Below are 23706 nucleotides of genomic sequence, written 5' to 3'. Positions count from 1 at the left end.
GTGAGGGAGGACGGTCAGCCCTGCCGGCCGTCCTCCAGCGCCGCCACCGCCTCCTTGGCGGCCTTGATGGCGCCCTTGTTGATCTCGTCCGTACTGGGCGCCTTCTTCGACTCGAAGTCACTGCCGTTGTACGTGACGACCACCAGCGCGTTGGACACCCGGACGAACACGACGCCTTCGCGGGTCTGCTGCTTGTCCTCGGTGGTGAGGTTCACGACGGAGTACGCCGCGTCACCCAGGCCGGGGACCGCGCCTCCGCCGCTCTTCTCCTCGATGCGCTCCTTGTAGGACTTGCGCGCTTCCTCGTCGGACTCCATGACCTCGAAGGACACGTCGAGCCAGCGGTACTCGTACCCCTTGAGCGCGTTCCAGGAGCAGGTGCGGCGCAGCTTGGAGTCCGTGGACGGTATCTCCTTCCCGGCCGCCTTGGCGCCCGGGACCAGGGACTTGACCGTCTTCTCCGCCAGGCCGGCGCACGGCGCGGGCGCGGCGGCGTACGTCCTGGACACCGCCTGAGTCGCGGGGGCGGACGCGGACCGGGTCCCGGTCTTCTCGGTCGGCTTCTGCTCGGCGGCCTGCGGCGCGGCGAGCGGGCCGGACGACAGCGCCCAGCCCGCCGCGGCGAGCACGGCCACCGGGGACAGGCGCGCGGTCAGAGCGAGCGGCAGGGGAAGATCACGCACGGCGCACTTCTCGTGGGGGACGGACGGTGCGGAGCAGGTCCGCACTGCGGACGGGACGACAGTGTCACACGACTCCCTGTGGGGCGGAAGTGGCAACTCGCTCCGTGCATGTGCGGTGACAGGGGCGGACGGTTGACGGGCCGTGACGTCACGACGGACGGCCCGTTCAGCCGTGTATGTGCCCTTTCCGGCGCCATGTCGTCGTACGGGCGGGGACGCCGGGGGAGAGCGGAGCGGTCATGCCGTTTCGCGCGGGGCGGGCAGGGGCAGGGCGCGCTCGATGCGGTCGACGGCGGCGAACGCGCCGTAGGCGACGAGGTGGACCAGACAGTGATCGGTGTGCGCGGGCGTGCGCCAGGCGGTGACGTCCTCGTCGGTGATCCGGTACGGGGCGAGCGCGGCCAGCAGCGCCAGACGCGCACCCGGCCGTTCCTCCCGGCGCGGGAAACCCTCCCACCCCAGGGGCGGATGTGCAAGGCGCCCGGCTTCCCACCGTCCGTGAGGAGATCCTCGCCTACTACGCCCTCGGCAAGGAGGACGCCCGCCTGAAACAGGGCTCGGGGCGGCTGGAGTTCTGGCGGACCCAGGACGTGCTCCGGCGGCTCCTTCCCGCGCCTCCCGCGCGCGTGCTGGACGTCGGCGGCGGCAGCGGAGTGCACGCGCAGTGGCTCGCGAGCGACGGCCACCGGGTCCAACTCGTCGACCCCGTACCCCTCCACCTGGAACAGGCCGCACGGCTGCCCGGCGTCGAGGTCCGCGCCGGGGACGCCCGCGCGCTGCCCGCCGCCGACGCCGCCCATGACGTGGTGCTGCTGCTCGGCCCGCTGTACCACCTGCCCGAACGGGCCGACAGGATCCGGGCGTTGACCGAGGCGAGGCGGGCGGTGCGGCCCGGGGGACTGGTCGTCGCCGCCACCATCAACCGGCACGCGGCCCTGCACGACCTGCTGCGGGAGGAACGCTACTGCGACCCGGCGCACCGGGCCCGGACCGACGCCGTCACGGAACACGGCAGGCACCCCTCCCAGGCGGAGGGCGGGCTCTTCACCACCGCCTACCTCGCCCGACCGGACGAGCCCGTGCAGGAGTTCACGGAGGCGGGGCTGACCGTGGAGGGCCAGTTCGGCGTCGAGGGCGTCGCCTGGCTCATGGGCGGCGTCGAACGCTGGCTGGACGACCCGGAGCGCCGCGAGGCCGTCCTCTCGGCCACCCGGCGCATCGAGTCGGAGCCGGCGCTGCTCGGCGCGAGCGGGCATCTGCTGACCGCTGGGAGACGGCCGTGGTAGCTGCGTACGATCACAAGATCGGCCGCCGCGCCGTCGTGCGGTCCGCCGCGCCGTCGCCGTGCAGTGAGGAGTCCGCCCGTGTTCACCACCCGCCCCACCCTCCAGGGCACCTTCGGCATGGTGTCCTCCACCCACTGGCTGGCCTCGCAGTCGGCGATGGCCGTCCTGGAGGACGGTGGCAACGCCTACGACGCCGCCGTGGCGGGCGCTTTCGTGCTGCACGTCGTCGAGCCGCACCTCAACGGCCCGGCCGGCGAGGTGCCGATCCTGCTCGCCCCGGCCGGCGGCGAGGTACGGGTCCTGTGCGGGCAGGGCGTCGCGCCCGCCGGGGCGAGCGTCGCCCACTACCGCGGACTCGGCCTGGACCTCGTCCCCGGCACCGGGCCGCTCGCCGCGGCCGTCCCCGGCGCGTTCGACGCCTGGATGGTGCTGCTGCGCGACCACGGCACCAAGCCCCTCGCCGACGTCCTGAAGTACGCCATCGGGTACGCCGAACACGGGCACGCGCCCGTGGAGCGCGTCGGCCAGACCGTGGAGACCGTACGCGAGCTGTTCGAGACCGAGTGGACCTCCTCGGCGGAGATCTACCTGCCCGGCGGGAAGCCGCCGCGCCCCGGTGAGCTCTTCCGCAACCCCGCGCTCGCCGCCACCTGGAAGCGGCTGCTCACCGAGACCGCAGGGGCCGGGGACCGGGAGGCGCAGATCGAAGCCGCGCGGGAGGTGTGGCGCACCGGCTTCATCGCCGAGGCGCTGGTCCGGCAGGCCGGGCGCCCGACCATGGACACCAGCGGCGAGCGCCACACCGGCACGCTGACGGCCGCCGACCTCGCCGCCTGGTCCGCGACGTACGAGGCCCCGGTGACGTACGACTGGAACGGCTGGACCGTGTGCAAGGCCGGCCCCTGGAGCCAGGGCCCGGTCCTCCTGCAGCAGCTCGCGCTGCTCCCGCCCGAACTGCCCCGCCACGGCTCCGCCGACTACGTCCACCTGCTGATCGAGGGCTGCAAGCTCGCCATGGCCGACCGGGAGGCCTGGTACGGGGACGCGGCCGAGGTGCCGCTCGACGACCTGCTGTCCGAGGAGTACAACACGGCCCGGCGCGCCCTCGTCGGCGACCAGGCCTCCCACGAGCTGCGGCCCGGCAGCCCCGGCGGACGCGTCCCGCGCCTGCCCGCCCACGCGCGCGTGGCGGCCACCGCCGGGCCGGGCTTCGACGCCCTGGGCGTCGGCGAGCCGACCGTGGCCAAGAGCCCCACGTCCCCCGTGCCCGGCGAACCCGACGTCACCGCCGACGGCGGCACCCGCGGCGACACCTGCCACCTCGACGTCGTCGACCGCTGGGGCAACATGGTCGCGGCCACGCCCAGCGGCGGCTGGCTCCAGTCCAACCCCGTCGTGCCCGAACTGGGCTTCCCGCTCGGCACGCGGCTCCAGATGACCTGGCTGGAGGAGGGCCTGCCGAATGCGCTGACGCCCGGCCGCCGCCCCCGTACGACGCTCACGCCGTCCATCGCCCTGCGCGAAGGGCGGCCCGTCCTGGCGTTCGGCACGCCCGGCGGGGACCAGCAGGACCAGTGGCAGCTGCACTTCTTCCTGGCGGTCGCCCTGCGGGCCCCGGTGCGCGGCGGCCTCGACCTCCAGGGCGCGATCGACGCCCCGAACTGGCACAACGACAGCTTCCCCGGCTCCTTCTACCCGCGCGGCATGCGGCCGGGAAGTGTCACCGTGGAGTCCCGCACGTCCCCGGCCGTCGTCGAGGAGCTGCGGCGGCGCGGCCACGACGTGACCGTCGGCGACCCGTGGTCGGAGGGACGGCTGTGCGCGGTGGCGCGGGACCCGGAGACGGGTGTCCTTTCGGCGGCGGCCAATCCGCGGGGGATGCAGGGGTATGCGGTGGGGCGCTGACCTGGGTCGGGGGACGGGGTGTGGCGAGTCGCTGAGCCCTGTGCTAAGGGGACACGCGCACGGCCCTTGACCCCAGGCGCACGGGGCCGCGGTCGGCCCTCGGCCCCGGCCGCACGCCGGTGTTCATGGCGATTCCATCCGGAGTGCACCGGCCGGGTGGGGATTGTCAGTGGCGCGTGTTGTGATGGAGGGGTGATCGACAGCAACGAAACCATCGAAGAGTTTCTCGCGCAGCACGCCTCCGACGTCGAGGAGGCGATCCGCAAGGCGGCCGCCACCGAGATCATGCCGCGCTGGCGCCAGCTCGCCGCGCACGAGGTCGACCAGAAGGCCGGCCCGCACGACCTGGTGACGGACGCCGACCGCAAGGCCGAGCTGTACCTCACCGGGGCACTCACCGCCCTTCTGCCCGGCTCGGTCGTCGTCGGCGAGGAGGCGGTGCACGACAACCCGGTGTCGTACGAGGCGATACGGGGCGCCGCGCCGGTGTGGATCGTCGACCCCGTCGACGGGACACGGCAGTTCGTGCACGGCGACTCCGGGTTCTGCACGCTGGTCGCCCTCGCGCAGGGCGGCGTCCTGCTGGCCTCCTGGACCTACGCACCCGCCCGCGACCAACTCGCCACGGCCGTACGGGGCCAGGGCGCCTTCCTCGACGGCCGGCGCCTGTACGCGGGCGCCCCGGAGCCCGGCCGGGACCTGCGCGTGGCCATGTCCCACCCGGACTACACGACGGACGAACAAAAGCGCGCCCTGCTCGGCCTGCGGACGCCGGGCGTGGCTCCCCGCTCCTGCGGATCGGCCGGCCTGGAGTACCTCGCCGTGGCCCGCGGCGAGGTGGACGCCACCGCCTTCTCCTGGGAAGCCGCCTGGGATCACGCGGCAGGCCTGCTGCTGGTCGAGGAGGCCGGCGGCACCCACCTGACCCGCACGGGGCAGCCCTTCCGCATCACCGGGGGCAACGCCCTGCCGTTCACCACGGCCCGCGACGCTGCCACGGCCCGCCGGGTGGCCGGACTCCTGGCGGCCTCCGCACAGGACGGCGACTGACCGAACACGCTGCGTGAGCGCGCCCCTGGGCCGCCGGAAGCCCCCTCGGCCACCCACGGACCAACCAGACATCCGGCCGGACCTCCAGGCACCCGGCCGGACTGCCAGACATCCGGCCGGACCAACCAGGCACCCGGCCGGACTGCCGGACCTCCGGCAGGACCTCCAGGCACCGGCGGGCCCTCCGCAGGCACCGGCGGGCCCTCCCCAGGCACCGGCAGGACTGGCGCACCACCAGCAGGACCAGAGGCCCTCGGTAGGAGCTCCAGGTCTCGGCAGGACCTTGGGGCCCCGATCGGACCTCGCGACCCCCGCCAGATCCTCCGCACCCCGCCAGGACCTCCGACCCCCGCCAGGCCTGTCGTACCCCCGGCATATCCTGATCCTCAGTGGCCATCGGCTGACGAAGGGGTCCGAAGGTGCCGTCGATGCTCGATGCTGTCGTGGTGGGTGCGGGACCGAACGGACTGACCGCTGCCGTGGAGCTGGCCCGCCGCGGCTTCTCCGTGGCGGTCTTCGAGGCCCGCGACACCGTGGGCGGCGGAGCCCGCACCGAAGAGCTCACCCTGCCCGGCTTCCGCCACGATCCGTGCTCGGCGGCGCACCCGCTGGGCATCAACTCACCGGCGTTCCGCGCCCTGCCCCTGGAGCGCTACGGCCTGGAGTGGCTGCACGCCGACCTGCCCATGGCCCACCCCTTCCCGGACGGCACGGCGGCCGTGCTGTCCCGGTCGGTCGGCGAGACGGCCGCGTCCTTCGGCCCGCGCGACGCGGGCACGTACCGCAGGCTCGTCGCGCCCTTCCTGTCCAAGTGGGACACGCTGGCCCGGGACTTCATGTCCCTGCCGCTCACCACGCTGCCCCGCGACCCGGTCACCCTCGCCCGTTTCGGCCTCGTCGGCCTGCCCCCGTCGACCTGGCTGATGCGCCGCTTCCGCGACGAGAAGGCCAAGACCCTGTTCGCCGGTCTCGTCGCCCACGTCATGGCCCCGCTCGGCGGCTTCGCCACCGGCGCCATCGGCCTGGTCTTCGCGCTCGCCGCGCACGCCCGCGGCTGGCCCGTCGCCCGCGGCGGCTCCCAGGCCATCTCGGACGCCCTGGCCGCCTACCTGAAGGACCTCGGCGGCAGCGTCCACACCGACTACGAGGTCAAGCGCCTGGACGACCTGCCGCCCGCGCGCGCGTACGTCTTCGACACCTCACCCACCGCCCTGGCCCGCATCGCGGGCTTCGGCAGCCACTACGACGGCTACCGCTACGGCCCCGGCGCCTTCAAGATCGACTACGCGCTGGACGGCCCCGTGCCGTGGACCGCGCAGGAGGCCCGCGTCGCCGGCACCGTACAGATCGGCGCGAGCAGCGCGGAGATCGGCACGGCCCTGCGCGCGGCCTCCCGGGAAGGCAGGGCCCCTGACAAGCCCTTCATGATCACGGTCCAGCCGAGCGTCGTCGACCCCACCCGCGCCCCGGACGGCAAGCACGTCTTCTGGGCCTACGGCCACGTCCCCAACGGCTGGACCGGTGACCTCACCGACGCCATGGAGCGCCAACTGGAGCGCTTCGCCCCGGGCTTCCGCGACCGCGTCCTGGCCCGCGCCACCGCCGGCCCGCCCGAACTCGCCACCCGCAACGCCAACTACGTCGGCGGCGACATCGCCTCCGGAGCGGTGGCCGGACTCCAGCTCCTGCTGCGGCCCAGACTGTCCCTGTTCCCGTACGCCACCCCGCACCCGGCCGTCTTCATCTGCTCGTCGGCCACCCCGCCGGGCCCCGGCGTCCACGGCATGTCAGGACACAACGCTGCGAAGGCCGTCTGGAGGAAGCTGAGGCAGACATGACCACGGCCAGGATCACGCTCGTCCAGGGCGACATCACCCGGCAGTCCGTCGACGCCATCGTGAACGCGGCCAACTCCTCGCTGCTGGGCGGCGGAGGCGTCGACGGCGCCATCCACCGCCGGGGCGGCCCCGCGATCCTCGAGGAGTGCCGCAAGCTGCGCGCCTCCCTCCCCCAAACTCTCGACTCCGCTGAAGCAGGGGGGACCCCCATCGGCAAGGGCCTGCCCACCGGCCGGGCCGTCGCCACGACCGCCGGCGACCTGGACGCCCGCTGGGTGATCCACACCGTCGGCCCGATCTGGTCGGACACCGAGGACCGCTCGGACCTGCTCGCGTCCTGCTACCGCGAGTCGCTGCGGGTCGCCGACGAACTCGGCGCACGAACGGTCGCCTTCCCGGCCATCTCCACGGGTGTCTACGGCTGGCCGATCGACGACGGCGCGCGCATCGCCGTGCAGACGGCACGGGAGACGGACACGGCGGTCGAGGAGGTCCGGTTCGTCCTCTTCGACGAGCGGGCGTACGAGGCGTTCGCCGCGCAACCGCGCTGACACCGCCAGGACTTGTCCCACGCGTCGCCCCCGACGCGATCCCGGTCCCGCGGATACGCATGGTCTCCGGTGATCGCACGATTCCCGTGTACGCCGTCCGAACGCGGGCAGGTGCCCCGCGAGTGCGCGCGAGAGGAAGAGAGGACACGGCCATGGGGGACTGGCAGTTGCGGAAGAGCCTGCCCACCGCGTCGGGGACCGTCCGATGGGACCAACTCGGCGACCCGGAGGCCGAGCCGGTCGTCCTGCTGCACGGCACGCCCTTCTCGTCGTACGTGTGGCACGAGGTCGCCCCCGCTCTCGCCGCCGCCGGCCACCGCGTCCTCGTCTGGGACATGCCCGGCTACGGCACGTCCGACATGTACCCGGACCAGGACGTCTCGCTGGGAGCCCAGGGCGAGGTGTTCACCGAGCTGCTGACGCACTGGGGCCTTGCGGAACCGAACGTGGTCGCGCACGACTTCGGCGGCTGCGTGGCACTGCGCGCCCACCTGCTGCACGGGGCCCGCTATCGGCGGCTCGCGCTGGTCGACCCCGTGGCGCTGAAACCCTGGGGCTCCCCCTTCTTCCGGCTGGTCGCCGAGCACAGCCACGTCTTCGAGCAGCTGCCGGGACCGCTGCACCGGGCGCTGGTACGCGAGTACGTCACGTCCGCGAGCCACACCGGTCTGCGCCCCGGCACCCTGGACGCGCTCGTCCGCCCGTGGACCGGACCGGCGGGGCAGGGCGCGTTCTACCGCCAGATCGCGCAGGCCGACCAGCGCCACACCGACGAGATCCAGCCCCTGTACCCGTCCATCGACCTGCCGGTCACCGTGTGCTGGGGCACCGAGGACACCTGGATCCCCTTCGCCAAGGGACAGGAACTCGCCGCCATGATCCCCGGCGCCCGGCTCATGCCCGTCCCCGAGGCCGGTCACCTCGTCCCGCTGGACGCCCCCGCCCAGCTCACGAGCGCGCTGCTCACCTTCCTCGCGACGCACTGAGGCACGTCCCTCCCACGGACTCAGGAAAGCCGGCCGACGACGAACGGGCGTATACGGCGTTCGCGGGGCAACACAGCCGAAGTCGGCTCCGAAAGCCTGCCGAGACCTGCCGAAGACCCGTCGAACCACCAGGACCGCACAAAGTCCGACGGGGTCATTGCTTCGGTTGTGTTCGAGTCCTAGGGTGTGCCTGGCTCAGCAGTTGCCTGCGTCACCACCAGTTGTGCCCCGTACCGACAGCAACCTCCGTGCCGCGACGGTCTGTTGAGGACCGGATCTGACGTGCTCTCAGCCCGTGCGGCGCCCTGTCGAACCGAGGAAGGCCACGGTCATGCCGCACCCGCACGTGTCACCCGCCGACCGGCCCGCCCGCCCCGAACGGCCGGTCGTCAGCCGCCGCCGTCTGCTGGAGGGCTCGGCCGCCGTTCTCGGCGCGCTGGCCCTGTCCGCCTCGCCCGCCGCGGCGCACGCGGCCGGCCGGCGCCCGGCGGCGGACGGCTCCCCGGAGTGGAACGACTTCGGCGTCTTCCGCGTCGGCGCCGAGCCGCCGCACACGACCCTCATGCCGTACGCGGACGTCAGACAGGCCCTGGCCGCCGACCGCGCCCGCTCGCCGTACCGGCTGAGCCTCGACGGCAAGTGGAAGTTCGCCTACGCCGACCGCCCCGACGACCGGGACGCCGACTTCCACCGCACCGACGTCGACGACAGCACCTGGGACACCATCCCGGTCCCCTCCTGCTGGCAGCTGCACGGCTACGACTTCCCGATCTACGTCAACATCACATACCCGTGGTGGGGCCCCAACGGCCTGGGCGAGGAGGCGCAGCCGCCGGCCGCCCCGACCCGCTACAACCCCGTGGGCCAGTACCGGCGCACCTTCACGGTCCCCCGCGACTGGACGGGGCGGCGCACGTTCTTGCACTTCGAGGGCGTCAAGTCCGCCCACTACGTGTGGATCAACGGCGAGCTGGTGGGCTACAGCGAGGACTCCTACACGCCCGCCGAGTACGACATCACCGAGCATCTGAAGCCCGGCACCAACCAGATCGCCGTGGAGGTCTACCGCTACGCCGACGGCGACTGGCTGGAGGACCAGGACATGATCCGGCTGAGCGGCATCTTCCGCTCGGTCTATCTGTACTCCACCCCGGCCGTGCATCTGCGCGACTTCAAGCTGGACACCCCGCTCAGCGACGACTACACGGCCGCCGAGCTCAAGGTCACCGCGAGCGTCCGCGACTACGACGGCGGCAACGGTGGACGGTATACCGTCGACACCATGCTGTACGACGCCGACGGTCACCCCGTCTGGCCCCGGCCCCTGCAGCAGCCCGCCGACGTCCCGGCCGGCGCGGAGACGACCGTACAGGCGTCCAGAGCCGTCCCCGCGCCGAAGCTCTGGTCGGCCGAACACCCGAATCTGTACACCGCCGTCCTACGGCTGCGCGACCCCGCCGGAAAGGTGATCGAGACCCTCTCGCACCGGGTCGGCTTCCGCGAGTTCGCGCTCAAGGACGGGCTGATGCGCATCAACGGCAAGCCCGTCTCCTTCCGCGGCACCAACCGGCACGAGATGCACCCCGACCGCGGCATGGCGCTCACCCGCGCCGACATGGTCGAGGACATCAGGATCATCAAGCGGATGAACATCAACTCCGTCCGCACCTCGCACTACCCGAACAACCCGCTGTGGTACGAACTCGCCGACGAGTACGGCCTGTACCTCGTCGACGAGACCAACCTCGAGACGCACGGGATCCGGAACGAATACCCGGGCGACCACCCCGAGTGGACCAAGGCGTGCGTGGCCCGCGCGCAGAACATGGTCCACCGCGACAAGAACCACGCCTCGGTGGTCATCTGGTCGCTCGGCAACGAGGCGGGCGGCGGCAGCACCTTCAACGCCATGTACGACTGGATCCGCTCCTACGACCCGACCCGCGTCATCCAGTACGAGGGCGACGACCGCCCGGGCATCAGCGACATCCGCTCCGAGATGTACGAGAGCCCGCAGCGCGTCGAGGCCCGCGCGAAGGACGCCGGCGACACGCGGCCGTACGTGATGATCGAGTACTCGCACGCGATGGGGAACTCCAACGGCAACTTCAAGAAGTACTGGGACGTCATCCGCCGCCACGATGTCCTGCAGGGCGGCTGGATCTGGGACTTCGCCGACCAGTCCCTGAGCTGGCCCACGCCGACCCGTAAACAGTTCACCGAGTCGGGGCCCGGCAGGCTGCGCGGCGAGATCCTGGCGCCCAGCGGCACGTTCTCCCGTGCCAAGGGCCTGACCGGCGGCACCGTCTTCGCCCGCGACGCGCGCCTGGACCTGACCGGCTCCCTGACACTGGAAGCCTGGGTCACCCCGCACGTGACGGGCTATCACCAGCCCATCCTCGCCAAGGGCGACACCCAGTACGCCCTGAAACAGACCAACGAGAACCTGGAGTTCTTCATCCACGGCGGCGGCCAGTGGGTCACCGCGAGCTGGGCGCTGCCGGACGACTGGACCGGCCGCGAGCACCACATCGCGGGCGTCTTCGACGCGGACGCCGGCACGCTGACCCTGTACGTCGACGGCGCCGTGAAGACCACCCGGACCACCACCCGGCGGCCCGGCAGCAACACCGCCTCCCTCGCGCTCGCCACCGACGCCGACAACTGGACCCGCGAGTTCAGCGGCACCATCCGCCGGGCCCGCGTCTACGCCCGCGCCCTGACCGCCGCCGAACTCGCCTCCGACAAACGCGGCCCCGGCGACGACGGCGTACGGTTCTGGTTCGACGCGGCCACCGTCGACTTCACCGAGAAGCGGCCCAGGCAGCGGACCTTCTTCGCGTACGGCGGCGACTGGGGCGACAACCCCAACGACGGCAACTTCGTCGCGGACGGCATCGTCACCGCCGACCGCGGCCACACCGGCAAGGCCGCGGAGGTGAAGCGGATCTACCAGGCGATCAACGCGGCGCCGGGCCCCGGCGGCCCGGGCGCGGTCACCCTCACCAACGAGTATCTGTTCACCAACCTCCGCGAACTCGACGGGAGTTGGTCCCTGGTCGCCGACGGCAAGGTGGTCCAGCGGGGCAGGCTCACCCGCGACCAGCTGAACGTCGCGCCGCTGACCAGCAAGGACATCACCGTGCCCGTGAAGCTGCCGGACAACCCGGCGCCCGGCACGGAGTACTTCCTGAACCTGTCCTTCACCACCAGGGAACCCGCGCAGTGGGCGAAGCCCGGCTTCGAGGTGGCCAGGCAGCAACTCCCGCTCGACGCGGGCAGCCCGGATGTGACACCCGTACCGCTGGAGAGCGTCCCGGCGCTGCGTTGCGACGACCGCGACACGGCCGTCACCGTCACGGGCCGGGGCTTCTCCGTCACCGTCGACAAGAGCAGCGGCACCATCACCTCGTACGAGGCCGCGGGAACCCGACTGATCACCGCCGGGCCGGTGCCCAACTTCTGGCGGGCGCCCACCGACAACGACAAGGGCAACGGCCAGCACACCCGCAACCAGACCTGGCGCGACGCGGGGCCCCGGCGCAAGGTCACCGACGTCCGCGTGAGCCCCCTGGCCGACCGGGCCGTCCAGATCAAGGTCGCCTACACGCTGCCCACCACCGTCGAGTCCGCATACACCACCACGTACACGGTCTTCGGCAACGGCGAGATCAAGGTCGACACCACCCTGCACCCGGGCGCGTCGAACCTGCCGTACATCCCGGAGGTCGGCGCCCTGCTGTTCCTGCCGCGCCGCCTGGACCGGCTGCACTACTACGGCCGCGGCCCCGAGGAGAACCACTGGGACCGCAACAACGGCACCGACGTCGGCCTGTACTCCGGGAGCGTCGCCGACCAGTGGACCCCCTACATCCGCCCCCAGGAGAACGGCAACAAGACCGACGTCCGCTGGGCCGCCCTGACCGGCCGCGACGGCACCGGCCTGCTCGTCTCCGGAGAACCCCTGCTGGAGATCAACGCCTCCTACTTCACCCCGGAGGACCTGTCGTCCGGAGTCCGCCACGACTACCAGCTCACCCCGCGCGACGAGGTCGTCCTGCGCGTGAACCACCGGCAGATGGGCGTGGGCGGCGACAACAGCTGGGGCGCCCACACCCACGACGAGTACAAGCTCTTCGCGAACCGCGACTACTCCTACACGTATCGGTTGCGTCCCTTGACGGACGTCCGCGAGGCGACGGCGTCCTCACGGCGGCCGACCGCCGCGCACTAGGCAGGACGGCACCGATGCGTACGGCCGGGAAGCGGGCCCCGCTTCCCGGTCGTCGCCGCGCGGGCGGTCAGGTGCGGGCCGTCATGCGCGGACGGCGCCCCGCCGCCGGACGCTCGCCGCCACCGGACGCTCACCGCCACCGCCGGTCCGGCGGCGAGCAGCATCGCCGGCGCCCCGTACCCGTACGTCAGCGGCGGTCGGCCCGGCTGCCGGGGTCGCCTCACTCGGTGGTGTCACTGATCCCCAGGCGCAGGTGCTCCACGTGGTAGACGGCCTGGTCGAGCAGTTCGGCGACATGGTGGTCGTGCAGCGCGTACACCACCGACCGGCCGCGTCGCTCGCCCACCACGAGCCCGAGGTTGCGCAGCAGCCGCAGCTGGTGCGAGCACGCCGACTGCTCCATGCCCACCTCGGCGGCCAGCTCCGTGGCCGGCAGCGGGCCTTCGCGCAGCCGCGCCAGGATCAGCAGACGGGAGGGGGTGGACAGGGCCTGAAGCGTGGTGGCGACCTTCGCGACGTTGTCCGCGTCCAGGCGTACGCGCTCGGTTGCGTCCTGCGCGGGAATGACGGCTCCATGACCCATAGCCACATCCTACCGGTCACATATGAACGCATGAATTGCTCTTCATGTGTTCCTGTATGGTGGTCGAGTGTCTGTGACTCTCGCTCCCCCCTCCGTCCCCTCCCGCGAGGTGTCGGCGCCGCGCCGCCGCACCCGCGTCCTCGCCCTGCCCGAGGCCCGCTGGGCGCTCGCGTCGCTCGTGGCGTTCCTGCTGGCTCTGGCTCTGGACCTCGGCGGTGCACCGTATTGGGTGTCCGGAATCCCGTATGTGATCGCCTACGTCGCCGGCGGCTGGGAGCCGGCCCTCGAAGGGCTCCGGGCGCTGCGCGAGAAGACCCTCGACGTCGACCTGCTGATGATCGTCGCGGCGCTGGGCGCGGCCTCGATCGGGCAGGTCCTGGACGGCGCGCTGCTGATCGTCATCTTCGCCACCTCGGGCGCCCTGGAGGCCCTGGCCACCGCACGCACCGCCGACTCCGTACGCGGCCTGCTCGACCTCGCCCCCACCACCGCCACCCGCCTGACCGAGGGCGGCGAGGAGACGGTGCCGACCGCCGAACTGGCCGTGGGGGATGTGCTGTTGATCCGGCCCGGCGAGCGCATCGGCGCCGACGGAACCGTCCTCGACGGCGTCAGCGAGGCCGACCAGGCCACCATCACCGGAGAGTCCCTGCCGGTGGTCAAGCGCCCCGGCGACGAGGTCTTCGCGGGCACCCTCAACGGCACCGGCGCCCTGCGGGTGCGCGTCGGGCGCGACCCGGCCGACTCGGTGATCGCCCGGATCGTGGCCCTGGTGGAGGAGGCCTCGCGCACCAAGGCGCCGACGCAGATGTTCATCGAGAAGATCGAACAGCGGTACTCCGTCGGCGTGGTGGCCGCCACCCTCGCCGTGTTCGGTATCCCGCTGGCCTTCGGCGAGGACCTCACTGAGGCGCTGCTGCGGGCGATGACCTTCATGATCGTCGCCTCGCCCTGCGCGGTCGTCCTCGCCACCATGCCGCCGCTGCTGTCCGCCATCGCCAACGCCGGCCGGCACGGCGTGCTGGTCAAGTCGGCCGTCGCGATGGAACGCCTCGGCGAGATCGACACCACCGCCCTGGACAAGACCGGCACCCTCACCGAGGGCGAGCCCGAGGTGACGGCCGTACGGCCGCTGCCGGACTCCGGCCTGGACGAGGACGCACTGCTCGCCCTGGCCGCGTCCGCCGAGCACCCCAGCGAACACCCGCTGGCCCGCGCCATCGTCGCCGCCGCCCGCGCCCGGGACCTGTCCCTCGCCCCCGCCGAGGACTTCACGGCCGCGCCCGGCCGCGGCGTCACCGCCACCGTCGGCGGGCGGGTGGTGACCGTCGGCCGCGCGGAGGCCACCGAGCCCGGCGAGGCCACCGGCGGCGAGACCGTCGTCCGCGTCACCCGGGACGGCGTCCCCGTCGGCACCCTCGCCCTCACCGACCGCCTCCGCCCCGACGCGGCGGCGGCCACCGCCGCCCTCACGGCCCTCACCGGCAGCGCCCCCGTGCTGCTCACCGGCGACACCGCACCCGCCGCCGCGCGCGTGGCCACCGCCACCGGCATCACCGACGTCCGCGCGGACCTGCTGCCCGAGGACAAGGTGAAGGCCGTATGCGATATCCAGCAGACGGGACGCAAAATCCTGTTCGTCGGCGACGGCGTCAACGACGCCCCCGCCCTCGCCGCCGCCCACTCCGGCATCGCCATGGGCCGCGCGGGCTCCGACCTGGCGCTGGAGACGGCGGACGCCGTGATCGTCCGGGACGAGCTGGCGACCGTACCCGCGGTCGTACGCCTCTCCCGCGCGGCTCGCCGGCTGGTGGTGCAGAACCTCGTCATCGCGGGGGTGTTCATCACCGGGCTCGTCCTGTGGGACCTGATCGGCCACCTGCCCCTGCCGCTCGGCGTCGCCGGACACGAGGGCTCGACCGTGCTCGTCGGCCTCAACGGCCTGCGGCTGCTGCGCGAGTCGGCCTGGCGATCCGGGCAGCCGCAGGAGGCCGGGTGATCAGCAAGGCCCCGGGGACGCCGGTTGATCAGCAAGCCCCGCGAGGCCGGCTGATCAACAAGCCACCGAAGGCCGTGTGATCGGCAAGCCACAGCACGCGCGGTGACAAGCCACAGCACGCGCGGTGATCCGGGCCGCCCCAGCCTGCGCGAGGTCCATGTCGGATTCTCGCCAGACCTCGCGCGGCCCGTCCCCGATGCTGGACGCATGCAGATGGGGATGCACACCGACACCGAGCGCTGCGTGCGCGCCGTCCAGTCCAAGGACGCGCGGTTCGACGGGTGGTTCTACACGGCCGTCCTGACGACCCGCATCTACTGCCGGCCCAGCTGCCCGGTGGTCCCGCCCAAGCCCGAGAACATGGTGTTCCACCCGAGCGCGGCGGCCTGCCAGCAGGCCGGGTTCCGGGCCTGCAAACGCTGCCGCCCGGACACCAGCCCCGGCTCCCCGGAGTGGAACCAGCGCGCCGACCTCGTGGCCCGCGCCATGCGGCTGATCGCCGACGGCGTCGTGGACCGCGAGGGGGTGCCGGGCCTCGCCGCCCGGCTCGGCTACAGCACCCGGCAGATCGAACGGCAGCTGCTCGCCGAGCTGGGCGCGGGCCCCCTCGCGCTCGCCCGCGCCCAGCGCGCCCAGACCGCGCGGCTGCTCATCGAGACGACGACCCTGCCGATGGCGCGGATCGCCTTCGCCGCCGGTTTCTCCTCGATCCGCACCTTCAACGACACCGTCCGCGAGGTCTTCGCCCTCGCCCCGGGCGAGCTGCGCGCCCGTGCGCCGCAGAGGAACGCGGGAGCCACCCCGGGCGCCCTGACCCTCCGCCTCCCCTTCCGCGCCCCGCTCAACCCCGACAACCTCTTCGGCCACCTCGCCGCCACCGCCGTACCCGGCGTGGAGGAGTGGCGGGACGGCGCGTACAGGCGCACGCTCCGGCTGCCGTACGGACACGGCATCGTGGCGCTGACCCCGCGGCCCGACCACATCGCCTGCCGCCTCACCCTCAGCGACCTGCGCGACCTGCCCGTCGCCATCAGCCGCTGCCGCCGCCTGCTCGACCTGGACGCCGACCCGGTCGCGGTGGACGACCAGTTGCGCACGGACCCCCTCCTCGCCCCGCTGGTCGACAAGGCGCCCGGCCGGCGCGTCCCGCGCACGGTCGACGAGGCGGAGTTCGCGATCCGGGCCGTGCTCGGCCAGCAGGTCTCCACGGCCGCCGCCCGCACCCACGCGGCCCGTCTGGTCACCGCGCACGGGGAACCGGTCGACGACCCCGAGGGCGGCCTCACCCACCTCTTCCCGTCACCCGAGGCGCTCGCGTCGGCCGACCCCGAGCAACTGGCGATGCCCCGCACCCGCCGCACGACCTTCACCACGCTGGTGCGCCAACTCACCGACGGCTCCCTCCACCTGGGGGTGGAGAGCGACTGGCCGGAGACCCGCGCCAGACTCCTCGCCCTGCCCGGCTTCGGTCCCTGGACGGCCGACGTCATCGCGATGCGCGCCCTCGGCGACCCCGACGCCTTCCTCCCCACCGACCTCGGCATCCGCCGCGCCGCCCAGGAACTGGGCCTGCCGTCCACCCCCGCCGCCCTCACCGCCCGCGCCGCGGCCTGGCGGCCCTGGCGGGCGTACGCGGTCCAGTACCTGTGGGCGACGGACAGTCACCCGATCAACTTCCTTCCCGTATAAGCCCGTCCAAGGATGATTCCGTGAAGCAGCACACCGTGACCGACAGCCCCTACGGCCCTCTCACCCTCGTCGCCGACGACGGCGCTCTGTGCGGCCTCTACATGCGGGCCCAGCGCCACCGGCCACCCGAGGAGACCTTCGGCGTACGCGACGACACGCCCTTCGCCGAGACGGAGGAGCAACTCAGGGCGTACTTCGCGGACGAGTTGAAGGAGTTCACCGTCGAACTGCGCCTGACGGGAACCCCGTTCCAGCGCGCCGTCTGGGAACAGCTGAGGAGCATCCCGTACGGCGAGACCCGCACGTACGGCGAACTCGCCGACGCGCTCGGCAACCCCGGCGCCTCCCGCGCGGTCGGCCTCGCCAACGGCCGCAACCCGGTCGGCATCATCGTCCCCTGCCACCGCGTCGTCGGCGCCGACGGCAGCCTCACCGGATACGGCGGAGGCCTGGACCGCAAGCGGCGGCTGCTGGACTTCGAACGTGGAGCCGTGCCCGCCCTTCCGGCCGCGCTCTTCTGAACAAGCCCACTCCCACTCTAGTCAACTTTGACTAGAGTGGGGGATGGCCGAGAAGACCATCCCGATCCTGCCGTGCCGGACCCTCCAGCCCGTTCTCGACTTCGTACGCGGCGTACCCGGACGCAGTTGCCGCCCGGATCGGTCATGAGGAACTGCCGCACGCCGTACGACATGCAGCACTACGAGCCGGCCGACTCGGTGAGCACGTGCTACGTCCTGACCGACGACGTCGACGGGCTGGGGGCAGCAGACGAGCGAGGACATGCGCCGCCGCCCCGCGCCCGGAGAGACCTTCGCGCGGGCCCTGCACCACGCCGCGCTCCTCGCGACTCGAAGGAGGACCCGGCAGCCGCCGCGAAGGTCGTCGACCGTGTCCTGAACCTCGAGGAGGAGAAGCCGACGCGCGTACAACTGCTCCAGCCGCTCGTGCTGCGCGCGGACATCGCCGGGCGCCTCGGCGACGAGGAGACGGCGGCGTCCGCGCTCACCCGGGCGGCAGCGGTCCGTCTCACCGCCGACGAGCGGGACCGGGCCCGGGACGCCCTGGTACGCCTGGCGGACCTGCGGGCCGGAGCCCGGTCGTGACCTAGGCGGCTGTCTCCCGCAGGCGGCGCAGCAGTTCGGGCAGGGCCGTGCCGATGGGTTCGCGGATGATCTCGTCGGCGCGGTCGTCGTACGGCGTGGGCTCGGCGTTGACGATGACGAGGCGGGCGCCGTGGTCGGCGGCCACACCGGCGAGGCCGGCGGCGGGCTGGACTTTGAGGCTGGTGCCCACGGCGATGAAGATCTGACACGCCTTGCTGATGGCGACCGCATCGCCGAGGACCACCGGGTCGAGCCGTTCGCCGAACATCACCGTCGCCGACTTCAGGATCCCGCCGCACTCCAGACACGGCGGATCCTCCTCACCGGCCTCCACCCGAGCGAGCGCGTCCTCCATCGGGCCGCGGGCATGGCACTGCGTGCACACCACACTCCGTGCGGTGCCGTGCAGTTCGAGCACCTTGCGGGCCGGCATCCCGGCGAGCTGGTGCAGCCCGTCCACGTTCTGCGTGATCACCCGCACCGGCACCCCGGACCGCTCCAGCTCGGCCACCGCCCGGTGCGCCCCGTTGGGCTGCGCCTGAAGCGTCCGGTTCTTGCGCCGCATCTGCCACGAGCGCCGGCGGATCTTCGGATCGCCCATGTAGTACTCGTACGTCACGAGCTTCTCGGCTTCCGGATCGCGCCGCCACAGCCCGTTCGGACCGCGGTAGTCCGGGATGCCGGAGTCCGTGCTGATGCCGGCTCCGCTGAGGAGGGCGACGAGGGGCTTGCTCATGGCATCGAGGGTAGGCCGGGCCGTCGTCGAGCGGCGAACGGCTATCGCGGTCGCCCGCCCGGTGTTAGGGTCCGCGCATGGCCAAGGTCACCGTCTCGCTCGATGCCGAACTCGTCGTGGAAGCCATGGTGCTGGCGGGGGTGGGCACCCCCCAGGACGCCGTCGAGCTCGTCGTCCGCGACTACATCGAGCGCGGCCACCGCACCGAGGCACGCGTGGCCGCACGCGACGAGGCGCTGCGTGAGGTGGACGTCGAACCCCGCGACACGCAGGGCTGAACCGGCGCCGGTCAGGCCACCCGGTGGCCGTTCTCCAGCTCCGCCGTCCCGGAGCCGTCCGCCAGCACGTCGAGGGCGGCCAGGACCCGGCGGCCGAGAGCGCCCCGCAGGTAGTCCGTGAGTTGCTCGCGCGCGACGAGCCGCCAGGACAGCAGCTCCTCCTCCTGCAGGCGGATCGCCTTGAAGTCGTCCTCGCCGAGGACCCCGCCGTCGTACAGGTACGCCACCAGCGGTGGCCGGCCCGTGCCGTGCACCCAGTCCACCGCGAGGAGCCGGCCGAGCTCGCGGTCCAGACCGATCTCCTCGGCCGTCTCGCGCCGCGCGCCCTGCCGCGGGGTCTCGCCGTCGTCGGACTCGATCGTGCCGCCCGGCAGCGCCCAGCCCTCCCGGTAGTTGGGCTCCACGAGCAGCACCCGTCCCTCGGCGTCCCGGAACAGGGCGGCGGCACCGGCGAGGACCCGGGGCAGCCCGGCGATGTAGGCGGCGAAGTCGTCAGTGGTGGTCATTCAGGCAGGGTAACGGCGGGCGCGGCGGCGTTGCCGGGGGCCGGGTCCCCTCCGGCGGGTGCACCAGGGCGTACGCGTGTGGCCGGGACGCCCGCCGAGCGGGCGCACAAGGGTGTACGCGTCCCTTCGACGCCCGCCGAGCGGGCGCACGCGCCGCTGCTTCCCGCCGGGCCGCTCAGGCCTCCGCCTGTGCCTGAGCCAACCGCAGCGTCCGCCGCGCCAGCTCGCTGATCCGTACGCCGTCGAAGCCGAAGACCGCGCTGCGCACGGTGTCCTCAAGGGGGTCCTTCCACTGGCCGGGGATCGCCGACGCGCCGGTGAGGACCCCTGCCACCGAGCCCGCGGTCGCGCCATTGGAGTCGGTGTCCAGACCGCCGCGGACGGTCAGGGTGATGGTGCGGGTGAAGTCGCCGTCGCCGTACAGCAGCCCGGCGGTGAGCACGGCGGCGTTCGGAACGGTGTGGATCCAGCCCGTCCCGGCGGTCTCCTCGGCGACCGTGGTGAGTGTGTCCTCCCAGGTCATGCGGGTGTCGTGCAGGGAGACGACCCGGCGTACGGTGCGGGCGAGGCGGCTGCTCGCCGGGATCACGGTCAGCGCCGTGTCCAGGGCGTGCCGGACGGTGGGGGCCGTGAACGCCGCCGAGATCAGCGCCGCCGCCCACATCGCCCCGTACACTCCGTTGCCGGTGTGGGACAGCACCGCGTCCCGGCGGGCCAGCGCGGCGGCGCGGCGCGGGACGCCGGGGCAGGTCCAGCCGTAGATGTCGGCGCGGATCAGGGCGCCGATCCACTCCTGGTAGGGGTTGTCGTAGGTGGCGGTGAGCGGCGGTTTCAGGCCGTTGGCGAGGTTCCGGTACGCGGCCCGCTCCGCCGTGAACGTCTGCAGGTACGGCATCCGCAGCAGCCACAGGTCGCCGACCTGCTCGGTGCTGAAGCCGAAGCCGTGGGTCTCCAGGAGGTCCAGGCCGAGGATGGCGTAGTCGATGTCGTCGTCGCGGCAGCTGCCGTGGATGCGGCCGCGGACGCACGCGCGCCACTCGGGGCGCAGCTCCAGGGCGTCGTGCTCGCCGGGCGGCTCGGGGAGGTAGTCGGTGAGGGGGAGGGCGGCGGCCCGGCGCAGGTAGTGGTCGATGCGTGCGCGGGTCCACACCTCGCCCTGCTCGACGGGTTTGCCGAGCATGTTGCCCGCGATCCGGCCCAGCCAGCCCCCGAGGATACGGTCGGCGAGTTCTGGATCGGTGGCCACAGGGGTCATGGTTCCGGTCTACCCGATGACGGGGGTGGCCGCGCGGGGTTCGGTACCCGTGCGGGTGGCATCCGGTGGTTCCCGCGCGGGTGACGAGGGTGCGCGGCCGGGTCCACGGGCTGGGCAGGGGAATGACGGCGGGTACGTCCTCCGGTTAAGGTCGCAGCGGCGCGACTGGCCTTGACATGCGCGAGGCCCGGAGAGCGAGGGGAACACAAGTGGCGGACGCTGACGTGAGCGACACCCGGACGGCACAGAGAGCACAGCCGGCGCGGCCGGCGCAGCGGGTGCTCGTCGCCGCGGACAAGTTCAAGGGGTCGCTGACGGCCGTGCAGGTCGCCGAGCGGGTGACGGCCGGGCTGCGCCGCATCCTGCCGGACCTCGAGGTGGAGACGATGCCCGTGGCCGACGGCGGCGACGGGACCGTGGCGGCGGCGGTCGCGGCCGGGTTCGAGCGGCGTGAGGTACGGGTCGCCGGGCCCCTCGGCGACGAGGTGACGGCGGCGTTCGCGCTGCGCGACGGCACCGCGGTCGTGGAGATGGCCGAGGCGAGCGGGCTGCAGCGGCTGCCTGCCGGGGTCTTCGCACCGCTGACGGCGTCCACGTACGGCTCCGGGGAGCTGCTGCGCGCCGCGCTGGACGCGGGGGCGCGCACGATCGTGTTCGGGGTCGGCGGGAGCGCGACCACGGACGGCGGCGCCGGGATGCTGGCCGCGCTGGGCGCGCGGTTCCTGACGGCGGACGGGGCGCCGGTGACGCCGGGCGGCGGAGGCCTCGCCGAGCTGGCCTCGGCAGACCTGTCGGGCCTGGACCCGCGCCTGGCCTCGGTCGAACTGGTCCTCGCGAGCGACGTCGACAACCCGCTGACCGGGCCGAAGGGCGCACCGGCGGTGTACGGCCCGCAGAAGGGCGCCTCACCGGACGACGTGGCGACGCTGGACGCGGCGCTGGCGCACTACGCGAAGGTGCTGGAGGACGCCGTCGGGCCCAAGGCGGCCGAGTACGCCGCCTCGCCCGGCGCGGGCGCGGCGGGAGGCATCGGCTACGGCGCCCTGCTGATCGGCGCCCGGTTCCGCCCCGGCATCGAGGTCATGCTCGACGTACTGGGCTTCGCGCGAGCCCTGGAGCGGACCGACCTCGTGATCACCGGGGAGGGCTCCCTCGACGAGCAGACCCTGCACGGCAAGGCCCCGGCGGGCGTCGCGGCCGCGGCGCGCGCGGCGGACAAGGAGGTCGTCGCGGTGTGCGGGCGCCTCGCACTGCCGCCTCAGACACTGGGCCGGGCCGGGATCCGCCGGGCGTATCCGCTGACGGACGTCGAGCCGGACGTGGCCACGTGCATCGCGGAGGCCGGGCCGATTCTGGAGCGGGTGGCGGAGCGGATCGCGCGGGACTTCCTGACCTGAGGCGGGGTTCTCCCGCCCCCGAGCGGGAGGTCTGGGGCGGGGCCCCGGGAGGCCCGGAGCGACCGACGCCGGGTGCCGGCACAACGAAGGGCCCCGAACCAGCCTGGTCCGGGGCCCGCTCAGCGGAGCGCTACGGCAGCTGCGCCGCCCGCGCCTCCCGTCGGTTGTCGCGGAAGTTGTTCACCCGGCGGGCCGTGGCGAACAGGGGGATCACCGCGCCCATCACCAGCTGGAGCGCGCAGCCGGTCTGCAGGAGCAGCTGGCCGCTGGGGGCGTCGAAGGCCCAGGCGGCCAGCAGGCCCATGGACAGCACGATCCAGGACAGCATCGCGACCGCGAGGCGGCCCCGCGGCTTGGGGTACTCCACCCGGCTCACCATCAACCAGGCGGTGCCCAGGATCGCCAGCAGGGTCGCCACGAAGGGCAGCTCCAGCAGCACGATCGAGACGACCGTCAGAGCGCCGAACGGGGACGGCATGCCCTGGAACGTGCCGTCCTTCACCGTGACGCACGAGAATCTCGCGAGCCTGAGCACCACGGCCAGCAGAACCACGATCGCGCCGACCGCCGCCACCCGCTGGTGTGCGTCGTCGGCGACCATGCCGTAGACCAGGACGAAGTACGCCGGGGCCAGACCGAAACTGATCAGGTCGGAGAGGTTGTCCAGCTCCGCGCCCATGGGGGAGGAGCGCAGCTTGCGCGCCACCAGGCCGTCGAACAGGTCGAAGACCGCCGCGCACAGCATCAGGATGACAGCCGTCGCCGCACTGTGGCGGGCCATGCCGGTCTCCTGGCTGCCCGTGAGGTGCGGGATCAGGATGCCGGTGGTGGTGAAGTACACCGCCATGAAGCCGCACGTGGCGTTGCCGAGGGTGAGGGTGTCCGCTATCGACAGGCGCAGCGACAGCGGCATCTCCTCCTCTTCGTCCACCTCGTCGGCCTCCGGCACCCAGCCGGCCTTGGTATCCGGATCAATCACGGTCAATGCGAGTCACCCCAGCCACGGTCTTCTGACCGACCTCGACCGCGACCTCCACGCCCTCGGGCAGGTAGAGGTCGACCCGCGAGCCGAAGCGGATCAGACCGATCCGCTCGCCCTGCTCGACCTTGGTGCCCTGGGGCACGTACGGGACGATGCGCCGGGCCACCGCGCCGGCGATCTGGATCATCTCGATGTCACCGAGCTCGGTGTCGAAGTGCCAGACGACCCGCTCGTTGTTCTCGCTCTCCTTGTTGAAAGCGGGAACGAAGCCGCCGGGGATGTGCTCGACCGACGTGACCGTGCCGGCCAGCGGCGCCCGGTTGACGTGTACGTTGAGCGGGCTCATGAAGATCGCGACGCGGGTCCGCCCGTCCTTCCACGGCATGATGCTCTGCACCACACCGTCGGCGGGCGAGATGACCCGGCCCTGGGTGATCTCGCGCTCGGGGTCGCGGAAGAACCACAGCATCCCCGCCGCGAGCGCGGTGGCGGGGACGGCGACGGCCTTGGCAGCGCCGGAGCGGCGTGCGCGGGCCAGGCTGAGGGCTGCGGTGGCGACGGTCGGGAGGAGCCACGGCGACGCTCCGCGCGCGAGGCTGACCCGACCGCGTGGTGCAGAGGATTGGCTGTGGGGCATGGATG

20 protein-coding genes and 1 pseudogene are annotated in these 23706 nt (G+C 72.9%); 13 read left to right on the top strand and 8 right to left on the bottom strand.

Annotated elements, in window-relative coordinates:
- Positions 1–14 precede the first annotated feature (14 nt).
- Both ACYVMZ_RS33060 and ACYVMZ_RS33055 read right to left on the bottom strand, forming a co-directional pair.
- The gene (locus tag ACYVMZ_RS33060) at positions 15–683 is read right to left on the bottom strand and encodes a hypothetical protein (protein ID WP_461086308.1); all 669 of its coding nucleotides are present in this window, start codon (positions 681–683) and stop codon (positions 15–17) included.
- Positions 684–920: 237 nt separating this feature from the next.
- Positions 921–1157, bottom strand: a pseudogene (locus ACYVMZ_RS33055) (carboxymuconolactone decarboxylase family protein); the annotation flags it as partial.
- On the opposite strand from ACYVMZ_RS33055, the gene ACYVMZ_RS33050 reads away from it, so the two are divergent.
- The 7 genes from ACYVMZ_RS33050 (at position 1154) to ACYVMZ_RS33020 (ending at position 12533) form a co-directional block, all read left to right on the top strand.
- Positions 1154–1969, top strand: a complete 816-nt coding sequence (locus ACYVMZ_RS33050; RefSeq protein WP_461086306.1) for a class I SAM-dependent methyltransferase — start codon at positions 1154–1156, stop codon at positions 1967–1969. The pseudogene ACYVMZ_RS33055 and the gene ACYVMZ_RS33050 overlap by 4 nt on opposite strands.
- Positions 1970–2047: 78 nt before the next feature.
- Positions 2048–3874, top strand: coding sequence for a gamma-glutamyltransferase family protein (locus ACYVMZ_RS33045; protein WP_461086304.1), 1827 nt, complete (start codon positions 2048–2050; stop codon positions 3872–3874).
- A gap of 192 nt (positions 3875–4066) precedes the next feature.
- Positions 4067–4924: an inositol monophosphatase family protein gene (locus tag ACYVMZ_RS33040; RefSeq protein ID WP_461086302.1), complete on the top strand. Its 858-nt coding sequence runs from the start codon at positions 4067–4069 to the stop codon at positions 4922–4924.
- 428 nt (positions 4925–5352) lie between these two features.
- The gene (locus tag ACYVMZ_RS33035) at positions 5353–6762 is read left to right on the top strand and encodes a phytoene desaturase family protein (RefSeq protein WP_461086300.1); all 1410 of its coding nucleotides are present in this window, start codon (positions 5353–5355) and stop codon (positions 6760–6762) included.
- Positions 6759–7313: an O-acetyl-ADP-ribose deacetylase gene (locus ACYVMZ_RS33030; RefSeq protein WP_461086298.1), complete on the top strand. Its 555-nt coding sequence runs from the start codon at positions 6759–6761 to the stop codon at positions 7311–7313. The genes ACYVMZ_RS33035 and ACYVMZ_RS33030 overlap by 4 nt, the downstream gene beginning before the upstream one ends.
- 152 nt (positions 7314–7465) lie before the next feature.
- A complete protein-coding gene (locus ACYVMZ_RS33025; protein WP_461086296.1) occupies positions 7466–8299 on the top strand; it encodes an alpha/beta fold hydrolase in 834 nt (277 codons plus the stop codon).
- 331 nt (positions 8300–8630) lie between these two features.
- Positions 8631–12533: a glycoside hydrolase family 2 TIM barrel-domain containing protein gene (locus ACYVMZ_RS33020; protein WP_461086294.1), complete on the top strand. Its 3903-nt coding sequence runs from the start codon at positions 8631–8633 to the stop codon at positions 12531–12533.
- A gap of 220 nt (positions 12534–12753) precedes the next feature.
- Here ACYVMZ_RS33020 and ACYVMZ_RS33015 read toward each other — a convergent pair whose 3' ends face one another.
- Positions 12754–13116, bottom strand: coding sequence for an ArsR/SmtB family transcription factor (locus ACYVMZ_RS33015; RefSeq protein ID WP_461086292.1), 363 nt, complete (start codon positions 13114–13116; stop codon positions 12754–12756).
- Between the two features lie 67 nt (positions 13117–13183).
- Here ACYVMZ_RS33015 and ACYVMZ_RS33010 point away from each other — a divergent pair, with 67 nt between their 5' ends.
- The 4 genes from ACYVMZ_RS33010 to ACYVMZ_RS32995 all read left to right on the top strand — a co-directional run bounded on the left by ACYVMZ_RS33010 (position 13184) and on the right by ACYVMZ_RS32995 (position 17910).
- On the top strand, positions 13184–15115 hold the full coding sequence (locus ACYVMZ_RS33010) for a heavy metal translocating P-type ATPase (RefSeq protein ID WP_461086290.1): 1932 nt from the start codon (positions 13184–13186) through the stop codon (positions 15113–15115).
- Positions 15116–15322: 207 nt separating this feature from the next.
- Positions 15323–16804, top strand: coding sequence for an AlkA N-terminal domain-containing protein (locus ACYVMZ_RS33005; RefSeq protein ID WP_461086288.1), 1482 nt, complete (start codon positions 15323–15325; stop codon positions 16802–16804).
- Between the two features lie 20 nt (positions 16805–16824).
- Entirely contained in the window at positions 16825–17325 is a 501-nt protein-coding gene (locus ACYVMZ_RS33000; protein WP_461086286.1) for a methylated-DNA--[protein]-cysteine S-methyltransferase, read from the top strand.
- Positions 17326–17469: 144 nt separating this feature from the next.
- Entirely contained in the window at positions 17470–17910 is a 441-nt protein-coding gene (locus tag ACYVMZ_RS32995; protein WP_461086284.1) for a hypothetical protein, read from the top strand.
- 1 nt (position 17911) lies between these two features.
- Here ACYVMZ_RS32995 and ACYVMZ_RS32990 read toward each other — a convergent pair whose 3' ends face one another.
- Positions 17912–18646, bottom strand: a complete 735-nt coding sequence (locus ACYVMZ_RS32990; protein ID WP_461086282.1) for an SIR2 family NAD-dependent protein deacylase — start codon at positions 18644–18646, stop codon at positions 17912–17914.
- A 77-nt stretch (positions 18647–18723) separates the two neighbouring features.
- Between ACYVMZ_RS32990 and ACYVMZ_RS32985 the strand changes: the two genes are divergently transcribed.
- Positions 18724–18924: a type II toxin-antitoxin system VapB family antitoxin gene (locus ACYVMZ_RS32985; protein WP_461086280.1), complete on the top strand. Its 201-nt coding sequence runs from the start codon at positions 18724–18726 to the stop codon at positions 18922–18924.
- A gap of 11 nt (positions 18925–18935) precedes the next feature.
- On the opposite strand, the gene ACYVMZ_RS32980 is transcribed toward ACYVMZ_RS32985, so the two are convergent.
- Both ACYVMZ_RS32980 and ACYVMZ_RS32975 read right to left on the bottom strand, forming a co-directional pair.
- Positions 18936–19430 (bottom strand): NUDIX domain-containing protein, encoded by a 495-nt coding sequence (locus tag ACYVMZ_RS32980; RefSeq protein ID WP_461086278.1) that lies wholly within the window; start codon positions 19428–19430, stop codon positions 18936–18938.
- Positions 19431–19605: 175 nt separating this feature from the next.
- Positions 19606–20685: an ADP-ribosylglycohydrolase family protein gene (locus tag ACYVMZ_RS32975; RefSeq protein WP_461086276.1), complete on the bottom strand. Its 1080-nt coding sequence runs from the start codon at positions 20683–20685 to the stop codon at positions 19606–19608.
- A 278-nt stretch (positions 20686–20963) separates the two neighbouring features.
- On the opposite strand from ACYVMZ_RS32975, the gene ACYVMZ_RS32970 reads away from it, so the two are divergent.
- The gene (locus ACYVMZ_RS32970; RefSeq protein WP_461086371.1) at positions 20964–22082 is read left to right on the top strand and encodes a glycerate kinase; all 1119 of its coding nucleotides are present in this window, start codon (positions 20964–20966) and stop codon (positions 22080–22082) included.
- 130 nt (positions 22083–22212) lie between these two features.
- On the opposite strand, the gene pssA is transcribed toward ACYVMZ_RS32970, so the two are convergent.
- Positions 22213–23031 (bottom strand): CDP-diacylglycerol--serine O-phosphatidyltransferase, encoded by an 819-nt coding sequence (gene pssA, locus ACYVMZ_RS32965; protein ID WP_461086369.1) that lies wholly within the window; start codon positions 23029–23031, stop codon positions 22213–22215.
- Positions 23032–23053: 22 nt separating this feature from the next.
- Positions 23054–23701: a phosphatidylserine decarboxylase gene (locus ACYVMZ_RS32960; protein WP_461086274.1), complete on the bottom strand. Its 648-nt coding sequence runs from the start codon at positions 23699–23701 to the stop codon at positions 23054–23056.
- Between the last annotated feature and the right edge of the window lie 5 nt (positions 23702–23706).

The organism is Streptomyces deserti (assembly GCF_054782695.1).
This window is presented reverse-complemented; position numbering and strand designations above follow the sequence as displayed.

Bases quoted from the DNA above. Each gene is read 5' to 3' on its own strand.
- ACYVMZ_RS33015 (WP_461086292.1), bottom strand. From the start codon at position 13,116: ATGGGTCATGGAGCCGTCATTCCCGCGCAGGACGCAACCGAGCGCGTA.
- ACYVMZ_RS33005 (WP_461086288.1), top strand. From the start codon at position 15,323: ATGCAGATGGGGATGCACACCGACACCGAGCGCTGCGTGCGCGCCGTC.
- ACYVMZ_RS33035 (WP_461086300.1), top strand. From the start codon at position 5,353: ATGCTCGATGCTGTCGTGGTGGGTGCGGGACCGAACGGACTGACCGCT.
- ACYVMZ_RS32985 (WP_461086280.1), top strand. From the start codon at position 18,724: ATGGCCAAGGTCACCGTCTCGCTCGATGCCGAACTCGTCGTGGAAGCC.
- ACYVMZ_RS32960 (WP_461086274.1), bottom strand. From the start codon at position 23,701: ATGCCCCACAGCCAATCCTCTGCACCACGCGGTCGGGTCAGCCTCGCG.
- ACYVMZ_RS32975 (WP_461086276.1), bottom strand. From the start codon at position 20,685: ATGACCCCTGTGGCCACCGATCCAGAACTCGCCGACCGTATCCTCGGG.
- ACYVMZ_RS33020 (WP_461086294.1), top strand. From the start codon at position 8,631: ATGCCGCACCCGCACGTGTCACCCGCCGACCGGCCCGCCCGCCCCGAA.
- ACYVMZ_RS32980 (WP_461086278.1), bottom strand. From the start codon at position 19,430: ATGACCACCACTGACGACTTCGCCGCCTACATCGCCGGGCTGCCCCGG.
- ACYVMZ_RS33030 (WP_461086298.1), top strand. From the start codon at position 6,759: ATGACCACGGCCAGGATCACGCTCGTCCAGGGCGACATCACCCGGCAG.
- ACYVMZ_RS32990 (WP_461086282.1), bottom strand. From the start codon at position 18,646: ATGAGCAAGCCCCTCGTCGCCCTCCTCAGCGGAGCCGGCATCAGCACG.
- ACYVMZ_RS32995 (WP_461086284.1), top strand. From the start codon at position 17,470: ATGAGGAACTGCCGCACGCCGTACGACATGCAGCACTACGAGCCGGCC.
- ACYVMZ_RS33025 (WP_461086296.1), top strand. From the start codon at position 7,466: ATGGGGGACTGGCAGTTGCGGAAGAGCCTGCCCACCGCGTCGGGGACC.